A 13,561-nucleotide genomic window follows, 5' to 3' on the forward strand; every position below is an offset into this window, starting at 1 on the left:
CGGCGGGCCTACAGGGCGATGCCGATGTACTTCGTCTCGAGGTACTCCTCGATGCCCTCGAATCCCCCTTCGCGCCCGTAGCCCGAGTGCTTGACCCCGCCGAAGGGGGCGGAGGGGTTGGAGACGACGCCCTGGTTGACCCCGACCATGCCGAAGTCGAGGGCCTCGGCGACGCGGATCATCCGCGAGGCGTCCCGGGTGTAGACGTAGCCGACGAGCCCGTACTCGGTGCCGTTGGCGATGCGCACGGCCTCGTCCTCGCTGCTGAAGGTCGTGATCGGCGCGACCGGGCCGAAGATCTCCTCGCGCATGACGCGCGAGCCCGCGGCGACGTCGGTGAGCACGGTCGGCGGGTAGAACCAGCCCTCGCCCTGCGGCACCTCGCCGCCGGTGAGCACGGTGGCACCGCCCTCGACGGCCTCGTCGACGAGCGCGGCGACCCCGTCGCGGGCCTTGCTCGTGATGAGCGGGCCGACCTGGACGCCGTCCTTGGTGCCCTGGCCGACGGTGAGCCCGCCCATCCGCTCGGCGAACTTCGTGGAGAACTCCTGCGCGACGTCCTCGTGGACGAGGAAGCGGTTGGCGGCGGTGCACGCCTCGCCGATGTTGCGCATCTTGGCCTGCATCGCGCCCTCGACCGCGGCGTCGACGTCGGCGTCCTCGAAGACGACGAAGGGGGCGTTGCCGCCGAGCTCCATCGACAGGCGCAGCAGCTGCTCGGAGGACTGCTCGACGAGCTTCTGCCCGACCCCGGTCGAGCCGGTGAAGGTCAGCTTGCGCAGGCGCGGGTCACGGATGATCGGCTCGCTCACCTCGCCCGAGCTGCTCGTCGTCACGACGTTGAGCACGCCGGCGGGCAGGCCGACCTCCTCGAGGGTCTTCGCGAGCGCGAGCATCGTCAGCGGGGTCTCGTGCGCCGGCTTGACGACCATCGTGCAGCCGGCGGCGATGGCGGGGCCGATCTTGCGCGTGCCCATGGCGAGGGGGAAGTTCCAGGGCGTGATCATGAAGGTCGGGCCGACGGGCTGCTTCGTCGTGAGCAGCCGGGTGCCGCCGCTCGGGGCCACGGCGTAGCGGCCGTGGATGCGCACGGCCTCCTCGGCGAACCAGCGAAAGAACTCGTTGCCGTAGGTGACCTCGCCGCGGGCCTCGGCGAGCGGCTTGCCCATCTCGAGGGTCATGAGCATCGCGAAGGTCTCGGAGCGCTCGCGCACGAGCTCGAAGGCGCTGCGCAGGATCTCCGAGCGGGTGCGCGGCTCGGTCGCCGCCCACTCGGCCTGCGCGGCGACGGCGGCGTCGAGCGCGGCGGCCCCGTCGGCGGCGGTGCCGTCGGCCACCTGGGTGAGGGTCTGCCCCGTCGCCGGGTCGTCGACGGCGAAGGTGGCCCCGCCAGTCGCGTCGCGCCACTCCCCCCCGATGAAGAGCTGGGTGGGGGCGAGCTCGAGAGCGGACTGCTGGGTCACGTCGGCCATGAGCGTCACGCTACAACCGCCGCGGGGGTCTGCGGCGTGCACCCGAAGGGAGGGGGCGGCTCCCCCGTCGAGGCGCTCCCGCGGGTGCGACCGTGGAGACGTCCCCACCCCCGACATCCCAGGAGAGACGTCATGTCCGACCAGCTGGACCTGGACAACCCCGTCGAGCGCCACCCGACGATCTCGCCGCCGGAGCAGGACCAGGACTTCCCCGGCTCCGACGTCGGTCTCGAGCCCGGCGCCGACATCGGCCTGAGCAGCTATCGCGGCACCGGTCGTTTGCAGGGGCGCAAGGCCCTCGTCACCGGAGCCGACTCCGGCATCGGCGCGGCGGTCGCCGTCGCCTTCGCCCGTGAGGGCGCCGACGTCGCCCTGGCCTACCTGCCCGACGAGGAGGAGGACGCCGACCGCGTCGCCCGCGTCGTCGAGGAGGAGGGCGGCACCCTCGTGCGCATCCCCGGCGACGTCCGGGACCGCGCCTACTGCGACGACCTCGTCGCGAAGGCCGTCGAGGGCCTCGGCGGTCTCGACGTCCTCGTCGTCAACGCCGGCAAGCAGGTCGCCTGCGAGGACATCACCGAGCTCACCGACGAGCAGCTCGACGGCACGCTGAAGACCAACCTCTACGCGATGGTGTGGATCTGCCGGGCCGCGGTCCCCCACCTGCAGCCGGGCAGCTCGATCATCATGTCGAGCTCGATCCAGGCCTACCAGCCGAGCGCGCACCTCGTGGACTACGCGATGACCAAGGCGGGCATGAACACCTTCGCGAAGGGGTTGTCGCAGCAGCTGGCGCCGAAGGGGATCCGCGTCAACGCGGTCGCCCCGGGCCCGGTCTGGACGCCCCTGCAGGTCGTCGACGGCCAGCCCAAGGAGGCTCTGCCCGAGTTCGGCCAGGACACCCCGCTCGGGCGGGCCGGTCAGCCGGTCGAGCTCGCCCCGGCGTACGTTTTCCTCGCCTCGGCCGAGTCGAGCTTCGTCGTCGGCGAGACCCTCAACGTCAACGGCGGCCAGCCGACCCCGTGACCTGATCGGGCGGGTCGAGCAGCGCGACGAGGTCGTCGGCGCTGACCCCCGCGGTGAGCGGGTCGTCGTCGACGACCCGGGCGACGAGGTCGCGCTTGCGGTCCTGGAGCGCGACGACCTTGTCCTCGATGGTGTCGGCCGAGACCATCCGGTAGACGACGACCGGCCGCTCCTGCCCGATGCGGTGCGCCCGGTCGATCGCCTGCGACTCGGCCGCGGGGTTCCACCACGGGTCGAGCACGAAGACGTAGTCGGCCTCGGTGAGGGTGAGACCGACCCCGCCGGCCTTGAGGCTGATGAGGAAGACCGGGTCGTCACCGCGCCGGAAGTCCTCGACGACCCGTTGCCGGTCCGCGGTCGCGCCGTCGAGGTAGCCGTAGCCGATGCCCTCGCGGCGCAGCCGGTCGCCGACGAGGGCGAGGAACGAGGTGAACTGGCTGAAGACGAGCGCCCGGTGGCCCTCCTGGCCGATCTCGAGCAGGTGCTCCACGAGCACCTCGATCTTCGCCGAGTCGGCACCGGGCGGCTCGGAGCTCTCGGTGTCGTCCGCGACGAGCCGCGGGTCGAGCGCGAGCTGACGCAGCCGGGTGAGCGAGGCGAGGATCGCGACCCGGTTGGCCTCCGGGTCCTCGAGGAGGCCGAGCATGCGCTGCCGCTCGCGCTGGAGCTGCCGGTCGTACGTGCGCCGGTGGGCAGGTGCGAGGACGACGGGCAGGACCTGCACCGTCTTCGGCGGCAGGTCGAGCGCGACCTCGTCCTTCGTGCGCCGGAGCATGAGCGGGCGCACCCGCCGGCGCAGCGTCGCCAGTCTCTCGTGGTCGCCGCGCTCGATCGGCCGCCGCCACTGCGCGGCGAAGCGGTCCGGCCGTGGGTAGAGGCCCGGCGCCGCGAGCGAGAGGAGAGCCCAGAGGTCCATGAGGGAGTTCTCGACGGGTGTGCCGGTGACCGCGAAGGTCACCCGGCGGGGCAGCGCGCGGATCGCGCGGTAGGTCTTGGACTGGTGGTTCTTCACCGAGTGCGCCTCGTCGAGGACGAGCGCCGACCACCGCACGCCCGCGAAGCGCTCGGAGTCGATCCGCGCCACGGCGTAGGAGGTGACGACGACATCGGCCTGAGCCGCCGCGTCGGCCAGCGCCTCCGCGGACTTCGCGCTGGTCCGGGGGCGGGCGAGCACGCGGAGCCCGGGCGCGAAGCGCTGCGCCTCACCCACCCAGGTGCCGAGCACCGAGGTCGGGGCGATGACGAGCACGGGGTCGTCGAGCTCGCCCCGCTCCTGGGCGCGGCCGATGGTCGCGAGGACCTGCATCGTCTTGCCCAGCCCCATGTCGTCGGCGAGGATCCCACCCAGCCCGGCGTCCCACAGCGCGCTGAGCCACTGGTAGCCGTCCTGCTGGTAGGGGCGCAGGGTCGCGGCGAGCTGGTCCGGCGGCGCGGGGGCCGGGTCGATCTGCACGCTGCGCAGCGTCTCCACCTGGCGGGCCCACTGCGCGCTCTGCCGGTCGACGACCCCGAGCTCGACGAGCTCGTCGAAGTAGCCGACGTCGAAGCGGCTGAGCCGGACCTGCCCGCTGCTCGGGTCGCGCATCTCCTGCGCCTCCGCGAGCAGCTCGCGCAGCCGCTCCAGCTCGGGGCGGTCGAGCCGGAACCACGTCCCGCTCGGCAGGAGCATGAGCGGCTCACCACGGCTCAGCGCGTCGAGCAGCTCGCCCACCGGCACGAGCTCGTCGTCGATGCGGACCTCGACGTGGAGGTCGAACCAGTCGGTCCCCTCGGCCCCGTCGACGCTCACGTGCACGAGCGGTCCGCCCTCGGCCTCGCGGTGCTCCGGGATCTCGGTGATCCGCTCGACCCGGACGAGCTCGTCCTCCCCGAGCCGGGGCAGGACCTGCTCGGTGAGGGTCACGGCGTCGGCGCCGGTGTACCGCGAGCGCGGCGGCAACCATGTCGCCGGCCCCCGGATCCCGCGGGCCCGGACGTCCGGCAGCTCGGTGAGCACGGCGACCCGGCCGATGAGCTCGCGCACCTCGGTGCGGTGCGGCGGGGGCGGCAGCGGGACGAAGGGGGAGGCCGCCTCCTCGTCCGATCCGGGCAGGGCGCCGTCGGGCAGGACCTCCTCGGTCCCCCACTCGAGCGTGACGACCCCAGGACCGGACGAGGCGACGCGCGCCACGAGCCGGGTCCACGGGATCAGGTCGACGTCGAGCGCGTCGTCGGGCGAGGTGACCCGGGCGTGCCGGCGCAGGACCGGCAGGTAGCGCCGCACGAGATCTGCGACCTCACCCGGGTGGACCGTCGCAGCGGGCATGCCGAGCAGGCTTACGAGCTCGGCCGAGGTGCCGAGCGGGCGCACCTGCGTCTCTTGCGGTGTCTCGACGACGAGCGTGTGCGGCGGAGAGCCGACGAGGGTCACCGCGTCCAGCGCGACATCGGGGAACCCGTCGAGGTGCACCGACATCCGCAGACCGCCGCGCTCCGCACCGGTGAGGGCGACGACGACGTCGACCGCCTCCGGGTCCAGGCGCACCCCCTTCGCCCCGCCCGGGAGGACGTCGACACCCGCGTCGAGCGCCCGGGAGACCCACTGCCAGCCCGCCGGGCCGAGACCCGCGAGGTCGACGACCGCACGGTCGCGGTACGCGTAGTGCGACTCGCGCTGGTCCAGGGCGAGGAGCTCGAGGGCGAGCTCGGCGTGCTCGGGGCGCACCATGGGCGACGGGTCGCGCCCGTAGTAGCCGCCGCGGCCCCGGGCGAGGGTGTCCCACCCGAGGTTGCGCACGGGCCGTCCGGTGCGACCCATGCGCGAGCTGCGCAGCTCGACCCGGGCGGTGGCCTCCTGACCCCATCGGGCCGGCTGCCGCACGACGTCGACGAGCACGACGAGACCGGGCAGCTCGCGCGTGGCGGCGCGCTGGTCCGCGCGCTCGAGGTCCACCGCCGCGATGCTCTCGAGCAGACGCCGCCAGTCCGGTGGGCCCGTCGGCCCGGCGGCGCGGGAGTGGACCTCGCGCAGGTAGAGGAGCACGGCGGCGGCGTGCTTGCATGCGTGCTGGACCGGGCAGCTGCAGCGGCAGGACAGCTCCACCGGCGTCTCGCCGACCTCGCTGTGCCGGGTGATGAGCACCTGGTAGGGACGGGCCCGGCTGCCCTGGACCTCCGCGAGCACGAGCGAGGCCCCGCTCGCCGCGCTGACGCCGAGGATCGCCCCGTCGTGGGCGTACGGCGCGGCCCGCTCGAGGGTGCCCCGGTCGAAGAGCCCGACGAGATCGCCGTCGCGCAGGTCGGTCACCCACCTCGTCCCGCTCGTCGCCGTCCCGTCCATGTGCAGGACGCTACCGACTTCGTCCGACACCCCCCGTCGCCGATCCACAACGGCGCTACGTCCGGTGCGATGCCCGGCTTGCAAGAAGATCTGTGCGTTTGAGACGCTGAGACAGTTAGATCTTCCTGCCGGACCTGCCGGCGCCCACCCGAGACCGACAGGGGTGCTCCCATGCGCGACTTCGCCACCGTCCTCTTCGACCAGGCCCACTCGAGCGCCTGGTCCATCGACCGCGCCCGGGCCGCCCGGATGAACCCGGCCAACCCCGCGGACGCCTCGCTGGCGCTGGCCGTCGACGCCCTCGCCGAGCGCGGTCTGAGCGTGCGCGAGCACCGCACCGGCGAGCTCGTCGGCGCTGCGCTCGAGGGTGTCGACGTCCTCGTCGTCGCCCACCCGGCCGACGCCGCCTCCGAGCGGGTCGCCGGCGACCTGCCCCCGGTCTACTCCCCCGCCGAGATCGCCGCGATCGCCGAGCACGTGCGCACCGGCGGCGGTCTCGTCGTGCTCGCGGAGTGCGACCACCGCGCGCACGGCAACAACCTCGACGACGTGCTCTCCCCCTTCGGGCTCTCGATCACCTCGACCCTCGTCCACGAGAGCGCGACCTCGGGCCGGCGCCACCTCGGCAACGCGACGTGGGTCCTGCCCGAGCTGGCGGTCGGGCACAACGGCGGGCAGGGTGTGCTCGCCGGTGTCGGCGAGGTGTGCTTCTACCGCTCCGGCGCGGTCGACGTCTCGGCCGCCCCGTCCGCCCACGTCATCGCCAGCTCGAGCGCCAGCGCCCACCCCGCGCAGGCCCCGCTGGCCGTCACCGTCGAGCACGGGGCCGGCCGCGTCGTCGTGCTCGCCGACTCCGACCTCGTCGGCGACGACTCGATCGCCGACCTCGACCACCGCCGGCTGTGGACCAACCTCGTCACCTGGGCGGCAGTCCCCCGCTCGGCCCACCTCGGCGAGGACGCGCCGCAGGACGCCGCGGCCGAGCGCACCGTCGACACCGCCGAGTGGGCGAGCCTGAAGGCGGCGGTCGAGGAGCTGCGCCTGCTGCAGGGCAAGGACGGCAGCATCGACCGCGAGACCCACGACGAGACCGACCTGGCTCGCGCGGGCGAGCTCGTCGCCTCGATCCGGGCCGACGTCGCCGCGATCGCGCCGCGCTTCCCGCACGACGCCGAGTACCTTGCCGCGCTCGACACCGACCTCGCCCGCTGGGTCGAGGAGGGCTTCGTCGTGCCCGACTTCCTCGACAGCCTCGTGCTCTTCCACCCCGAGCAGCACCGGGTCGACGGCACCGAGCACCTCGTGCTCTTCCCGATGTACACGCAGAACGGCAACCTCGACCGGGTCTTCGAGGCCGTGCTGCTCGACGTCGTGTGGCCGCAGTGGCTCGCCGACGTCGAGGCGCAGCAGCCCAACCCCGCCTTCCTGCCTGTGACCTTCACCGACTTCACCCCCGGCTACGACACGAACTCCGCGGTCCTCTTCCCCGAGACGGTCGCCGTGCGCGAGGTGCCGACCTTCACGTGGGGTGCGATCTTCTGCGACCGCGAGGCCGCACGCTTCCGCGCCGTGACGTCCGCCGCCGCGCAGACCCTCGGGCTGCAGCTGCCGCCGGAGGGCGAGCAGCTCGTCGCGAGCCAGTCGCTCGCGCAGTCGACCTTCGCCATGTGGGACCTCGTGCACGACCGCACGCACAGCCACGGCGACCTCCCCTTCGACCCCTTCATGATCAAGCAGCGGATGCCCTTCTGGATGTACGCGCTCGAGGAGCTGCGCTGCGACCTCAACACCTTCCGCGTCGCGGTGCAGATGGACGAGCAGGGCCACCCGTACGCCCGGCCGGTGCAGCTGGCGATCCTCTTCGACCGCCTCTTCCGCTTCCCGATCACCGGTGACCGGGTGCGCAACTACGACGGTCTCGGCGGCCAGCTGCTCTTCGCCTGGCTGCACAAGCGCGGCGTCCTGCGCTGGACCGACAACACGCTGTCCTTCGACTGGGCCGCGGTGCCCGAGGCGGTCGTCGCGCTGTCCGACGCCGTCGAGGAGCTCTACCGCTCCGGCATCGACCGCAGCCGGGTCGGCCACTGGCGCGCGGCCTACGAGCTCGTCGCCGGCTACGTCGCGCCGCACCCGGGGTCGACCTGGGCGAAGGGGATGAGCGACCCGGCCGCGCTGCCGCTCGACGGCCCGCCGAAGGGCCTGACCGACCTCGTGCAGCCCGACGAGTTCCCGCTCAACGTCTTCTACGAGGCGCTGCGCAAGAAGCTCGCGCCCGTCATCGAGGCGAGCAGGGGCGTGACCGGCACGTCCGCGACCGGTGCGAGGATTGCCGCGTGACGACGACGACCCCTTCGCAGCTCAGCGCCCTGCACGACGACACGGTCCGCGGCTTCGCCAGCGACAACTACGCCGGCATCCACCCCGAGGTGCTCCAGGCCCTCGCGACCGTCAACGGCGGCCACCAGGTGGCCTACGGCGAGGACGTCTACACCGAGCGGCTGCGCGAGGTCATGCGCGGGCACCTCGGCGAGCAGGTCGAGACCTTCCCGGTCTTCAACGGCACCGGCGCCAACGTCGTCGCGCTCCAGGCGGCGACCGACCGCTGGGAGTCGGTGATCTGCACGAGCAACGCGCACATCCACGTCGACGAGTGCGCCGCCCCCGAGCGGATGGGCGGGATCAAGCTGCACGCCGTGCCCACCGGCGACGGCAAGCTGACGCCCGAGCTGGTCGACACCGTGCCCGCGCGCGTCGGTGACGAGCACTGGCCGCAGGTGCGGGTCGTCTCGATCACGAACTCCACCGAGATCGGCACGGTCTACACCCCCGACGAGATCCGCGCCCTCGCCGACCACGTGCACGAACGCGGTCTCGTCCTGCACCTCGACGGCTCGCGGATCTCCAACGCCGCCGCGGCCCTCGGCGTCTCGCTGCGCGAGCTCGTCGCCGACACCGGTGTCGACCTGCTGAGCCTGGGCGGGACGAAGGCCGGGGCGCTCGCCGCCGAGGCCGTCGTCGTCCTCTCGCCCGACAAGGTCCGTGGCATGCCGTACCTGCGCAAGCAGTCGATGCAGCTCGCGAGCAAGATGCGCTTCGTCTCCGCGCAGCTGCTCGCGCTGTACGAGGGCGACCTGTGGCTGCGCGGTGCCGGTCACGCGAACGCCATGGCCGCCCGCCTCCAGGAGGCCGTGCGTGACGTCGACGGGGTGCGCCTGGCGACCCCCGCCGAGGCCAACGCCGTCTTCCCGATGCTCGACCCCGCGGTGGCGGACCGCCTCGCAGCCCGCTTCCGCTTCTACCCCTGGGACGAGTCGCGCGACCAGTACCGCTGGATGTGCAGCTGGGACACGACCGAGGCCGACGTCGACGCCTTCGTCGCCGCCCTCCGTGAGGAGCTCGCCCGCCCCTGACCCCGCGAGGTATGGAGATGCGCCCGTCGATCCCCCGGGATCCGGGCGCATCGCCATACCTCGGCGAAGGGAGGCCGAGACCACGACCCCTGGCTAGTCGAGGTGCGAGCGCCAGCGCCTTTCGCTGGTCGAGGTGCGAGCGCCAGCGCCTTTCGCTGGTCGAGGTGCGAGCGCCAGCGAGCCTCGAGACCACCGGACCCCCTTCGTTGCTCGAGGCTCGCCCGCCCCTGACCCGCCGAGGTATGGAGATGCGCCCGTCGATCCCCCGGGATCCGGGCGCATCGCCATACCTCGGCGAAGGGGGGCCGAGACCACCACCCCGCGCGGTTTCGAGGCTCAGGCCCTGGCGGGCCTTCGCACCTCAACCACCAACCGTCCCCATCCCCGTCACCGGGCCTGCGTCACCGCGCCATCCCGGTCTCGACGTCGGCCTCGGCGAAGTCCATCTCCGGGGGCGGGCGGCGGAAACCGCGGGTGAGCCAGGCGAGGTAGGCGATGCCGACGGCGAGCCAGATCAGGCCCAGCCGCAGCGACTGACCGCTGAGCGAGGTCCACAGCCACACCGACATCGCGAAGCCGACGAGCGGCATGACGAGGTAGCGCACGAGATCGGCCCCGGCACGCCGGCCCTCGTCGACGACGTAGTGCTTGACCACCGCGAGGTTGACGGTCGAGAAGGCCGCGAGCGCGCCGAAGCTCACGACCGACGCGAGCAGGTCGAGGCTGATGATCGTCGCGAGCAGCGAGATCACCGAGACGAGCACGATCGCGACGACCGGGGTGCGCCACCGTCGCGACAGCAGCGCGAGCGGGCGGGGCAGCACCCCGTCGCGGCCCATGACGTACATGATCCGGGTGACCGAGGCCTGCGAGGTGAGCGCGCTGCCGATGCAGCCCGCCACGTACGCGGCGGTGAAGAAGGTGCCCAGCCACGACCCGCTGACCGCCGCCATGACGTCGAGCGTCGCCGAGTCCGGGTCGGCGAAGGTCGTCGCGGGCGCGGCGAGCTGCGCCACCGACGACAGCAGCACGAACATCACGCCGCCGGCGACGGTGACGAGCAGGATCGCCCGGGGGATGTCCCGCCGCGGGTCGCGCGCCTCCTCCGCCATCGTCGACACCGCGTCGAAGCCGAGGAAGCTCAGGCACAGGATCGCCGCCCCCGCGAGGACCGGCCCGATCCCCTCGACCGAGCCGTCGCCGACGAAGGGGTTGACGACCGTCTCGACACCACCGGCGGCCCGCAGCGCGAGAGCGACGAAGACGACGATGAAGACGGCCTGCACGGCGATGATGATCGAGCTTGCCCGCGCGATGCTCGTGATGCCGACGACGTTGAGCACGGTGACGAGCGCGATCGCGAGCACCACCCACACCCACAGCGGGACGGCGGGGAACTGCGCCTCCATGTAGATGCCGATGACGAGGTAGTTGATCATCGGCAGGAAGAGGTAGTCGAGCATGAGCGACCACCCGGTGAGGAAGCCCGCGTGGCTGCCGAAGGTGCGCTGCGAGTACGTGTACGCCGACCCCGCCACGGGGAAGGCGCGCACCATCCGCGCGTAGCTGAAGGCGGTGAAGATCATCGCGAAGGTGGTCACGCAGTACGCGAGCGCGACCCGCCCTCCGGTCTCCTGCGTGACGATGCCGTACGTCGTGAAGACGGTGAGCGGCACGAGGTAGGCCAGCCCGAAGAGGACGAGCGAGGGCAGCCCGAGGGCACGGCGCAGGGTGACGTCCTGCCGGCTCGCGGGCGTGGGTCGAGGGGTCGTGCTCATCTCGGGGCTCCTGCCTCGTCGGTGGCTGGGGAGGGATGGACGGCTCGGCCGGCCAGCCAGGTCCGTCGGACCCGGATGCCGTCGATGTCACGCGGCGAAGGGAGGTCTCGCGGGTCGGCGGTGAGCTCGACGAGATCGGCGACCGGCCCGCCGTCGACGCACCCGGGGTCGAGACAGCCCGCGTCGCGGCGCGCCTGGTGGGCGCTGCCGAGGGTGTAGGCGATGAGCGCCGCCTCGACCGGCAGGCGCTGCTCGGGCACCCACCCGCCCTCCGGCACGCGGTCCTGCGTCTGCCGCGAGCACGCGACCGCCATCCCCTCGAGCGGGTCCGCGGAGCTCACCGGCCAGTCCGACCCGAAGCTCAGCGGCGCACCGAGTGCGTGCAGGTCGGCCAGGCAGTACTGCTCGTCGACCCGCGGCTGACCGAGCCGCGGCACGGTGAGCACCGTCATGAGGTCGTCGAGCTGGGCCCACAGCGGCTCGGCGTTGGCGATGACGCCGAGCTCGGCGAAGCGAGCACGGTCGGCCGGGTCGACGAGCTGCACATGGGCGACGACGGCACGTCGGTCACGCGGACCGTTGGCGGCCTCGGCGGCTCCGACCGCGTCGAGCGCGGCCCGCACGGCCCGGTCGCCGATCGCGTGGATGTGCGGCTGCAGCCCGTGCGCGTCCACCGCGGTGACGGCCTCGGCGAGCTGCTCGGGCGGCCAGACCATCATCCCGTCGACCGGGCACCCGCACGCGGCGTGCTCCTCCGGGCGGCTGCCGTCGAGCAACGTGGCGTAGGGCTCGAGCAGCGCGGCCGTGGCGTTCTCGACGACCCCGTCGGCGAAGAACTTCACCGACTCGGCCCGCAGGTGCGGGTGGCCCAGCGCCCGCACCTGCTCGCGCATCGCGAGGATCTCCTCGAGCTGGTCGGGCCAGCGCCGCGGGTCGGCGTGCAGCGCGAGGTCGAAGCGCACGGGCAGCCGGTCCTCACGGGCGGCGCGCAGCCAGGCCGGCAGCTCGGCCGGGGTGACCCATGCGTCCTGCACCCAGGTGACGCCGAGGGCCGCGTAGGCGCGACCGGCCCGCTCCACCGAGCGGACCATCGTCTCGACGTCCCACTCGCCGAGCACGTCGGTGACGAGGTCGACGGCGCCCCACTCGCGCAGGGTGCCCAGCGGCAAGCCGTCGGGCCGTCGCGCGATCTCGCCGAGCGGCGGGTCGGGGGTCTGCGCGGTGATGCCGCAGCGCTCGAGGGTCGCCGTGCTCACCCAGACCGTGTGGTAGTCCCAGGCCCGCAGGACGACCGGCCGGCCGGGGGCGGCCTCGTCGAGCCAGCGCGCGTCGAAGAGCCCCCCGTCGACGAGGCTCGCGTCGTAGGACGCGCCGCGGATGACGTCGAGGTCGGGGTGGGCCGCGGCGTACCGCGCGACCTCGGCGACGATCTCCTCGACGCTCGTGCACTCCCGGATCGCGGGCCCCTCGGACTCGAGCCCGCCGAAGAGCGGGTGGGCGTGGCCGTCGCCGAAGGCGGGCAGCAGCAGGGTCGGGACCTCGTGCTCGACGGCCCCGATCTCGCTCGCGCGCTCGCGCGCCCGGTCCCCCGTCGCGACGACCCGCCCGTCGTCGACGAGCAGGGCGTCGAGGTCGCCGGTGCACGCCGACCAGATGCGTCCGGTGAAGAGGGTGGTCTGGCTCATCGCTCGCCTCCGGCGTCGTAGATCTCGGGCCTGCGGTCGGCGAGGTAGGTCGCCCCGTCCGGCGGGTTCGCGGCCCGCAGCGGCAGGTCGACGACGAGGAGCTCCTCGCCGTCGGGGCCTCCGCGGGCGAGGACGGCGCCGTCCGGCCCGACGACGACGCTCGCCCCGACGTAGCGGGTCTCGCCTTCGCTCCCGCAGTGGTTGGCGTAGACGACGGGCGTCGCGTTCTCGATCGCCCGTGAGCGCACCACGACGTCGTTGACCGCGACGTAGGGCTCCATGTTGGCCGTCGGCACGAGCACGGCGCGTGCCCCGGCGAGCGCCGCCGCTCGCACCGCCTCGGGGAACTCCACGTCGTAGCAGACCATCGTCGCGACCGGCACCCCGTCGACCGACCCAGGGCGAAGGGGTGGTCGCCGGCCTCGACCCGGGTCGCGTCGAGACCGCCGAAGAGGTGCGCCTTGTCGTGGACGACGACCCCGTCGGCGGAGGCGACGACCCCGCTGTTGCGCCACGTCCCCCCGGGGTCGACGCGCAGGACGCCCGCGACGACCGCGACCCCGGTCGAGCGAGCGACCTCGGCGACTGCGTCGACGGCGCCGTCGACGTCCTCCGGCTCGAGGACCCCCACGTCGTACCCGGTGAGCATGGCCTCGGGGGCGACGACCACCCGCGCGCCCTGCTCCGCGGCTGACGTCGCCGCGGCGCGCAGGCGGGCGAGGTTCGCCGCCGGGTCGCGGGGCTCGGGGTGGCACTGCCAGACCGCGACCCGCAGGGTCTCGGGGGGCGGCACGGTGGTCTCGGGGCTCAGGCCCTGGCGGGCCCTCGCACCTCGACCGGCGACGGGGCTCTCGCTCATCGCGCCACCGCG

At 73.4% G+C, this 13,561-nt stretch carries 8 protein-coding genes and 1 pseudogene; 3 read left to right on the forward strand and 6 right to left on the reverse strand.

Annotated features, from left to right (window positions below):
- Nucleotides 1-8: 8 nt before the first annotated feature.
- Complete coding sequence (locus ABIB53_RS01690; RefSeq protein WP_191681687.1) at nt 9-1,472, reverse strand: NAD-dependent succinate-semialdehyde dehydrogenase; 1,464 nt, start codon at nt 1,470-1,472, stop codon at nt 9-11.
- Between the two features lie 132 nt (nt 1,473-1,604).
- Between ABIB53_RS01690 and ABIB53_RS01695 the strand changes: the two genes are divergently transcribed.
- Nucleotides 1,605-2,498 carry an SDR family oxidoreductase gene (locus ABIB53_RS01695; protein WP_354586876.1) on the forward strand — a complete coding sequence of 298 codons (894 nt, stop codon included), beginning with the start codon at nt 1,605-1,607 and terminating at the stop codon, nt 2,496-2,498.
- On the opposite strand, the gene ABIB53_RS01700 is transcribed toward ABIB53_RS01695, so the two are convergent.
- The gene (locus ABIB53_RS01700) at nt 2,473-5,817 is read right to left on the reverse strand and encodes a DEAD/DEAH box helicase (protein ID WP_354586877.1); all 3,345 of its coding nucleotides are present in this window, start codon (nt 5,815-5,817) and stop codon (nt 2,473-2,475) included. The genes ABIB53_RS01695 and ABIB53_RS01700 overlap by 26 nt on opposite strands.
- A 171-nt stretch (nt 5,818-5,988) precedes the next feature.
- On the opposite strand from ABIB53_RS01700, the gene ABIB53_RS01705 reads away from it, so the two are divergent.
- A complete protein-coding gene (locus ABIB53_RS01705; protein WP_354586879.1) occupies nt 5,989-8,154 on the forward strand; it encodes a DUF6421 family protein in 2,166 nt (721 codons plus the stop codon).
- The gene (locus ABIB53_RS01710) at nt 8,151-9,227 is read left to right on the forward strand and encodes a threonine aldolase family protein (RefSeq protein ID WP_354586880.1); all 1,077 of its coding nucleotides are present in this window, start codon (nt 8,151-8,153) and stop codon (nt 9,225-9,227) included. Before ABIB53_RS01705 ends, ABIB53_RS01710 begins: the two co-directional genes overlap by 4 nt.
- 401 nt (nt 9,228-9,628) lie before the next feature.
- On the opposite strand, the gene ABIB53_RS01715 is transcribed toward ABIB53_RS01710, so the two are convergent.
- From ABIB53_RS01715 to ABIB53_RS01730, 4 genes and pseudogenes are all read right to left on the reverse strand, one after another.
- Nucleotides 9,629-11,005 (reverse strand): APC family permease, encoded by a 1,377-nt coding sequence (locus ABIB53_RS01715; RefSeq protein ID WP_354586881.1) that lies wholly within the window; start codon nt 11,003-11,005, stop codon nt 9,629-9,631.
- Nucleotides 11,002-12,690: an amidohydrolase gene (locus ABIB53_RS01720; protein WP_354586882.1), complete on the reverse strand. Its 1,689-nt coding sequence runs from the start codon at nt 12,688-12,690 to the stop codon at nt 11,002-11,004. The genes ABIB53_RS01715 and ABIB53_RS01720 overlap by 4 nt, the downstream gene beginning before the upstream one ends.
- On the reverse strand, nt 12,687-13,205 hold the full coding sequence (locus ABIB53_RS01725) for a nitrilase-related carbon-nitrogen hydrolase (protein WP_354586883.1): 519 nt from the start codon (nt 13,203-13,205) through the stop codon (nt 12,687-12,689). The genes ABIB53_RS01720 and ABIB53_RS01725 overlap by 4 nt, the downstream gene beginning before the upstream one ends.
- Nucleotides 13,193-13,549, reverse strand: a pseudogene (locus ABIB53_RS01730) (nitrilase-related carbon-nitrogen hydrolase); the annotation flags it as partial. The gene ABIB53_RS01725 and the pseudogene ABIB53_RS01730, both read right to left, overlap by 13 nt.
- Nucleotides 13,550-13,561 lie beyond the last annotated feature (12 nt).

The organism is Janibacter sp. UYMM211 (assembly GCF_040547045.1).
Classification (GTDB): Bacteria; Actinomycetota; Actinomycetes; order Actinomycetales; family Dermatophilaceae; genus Marihabitans; species Marihabitans melonis.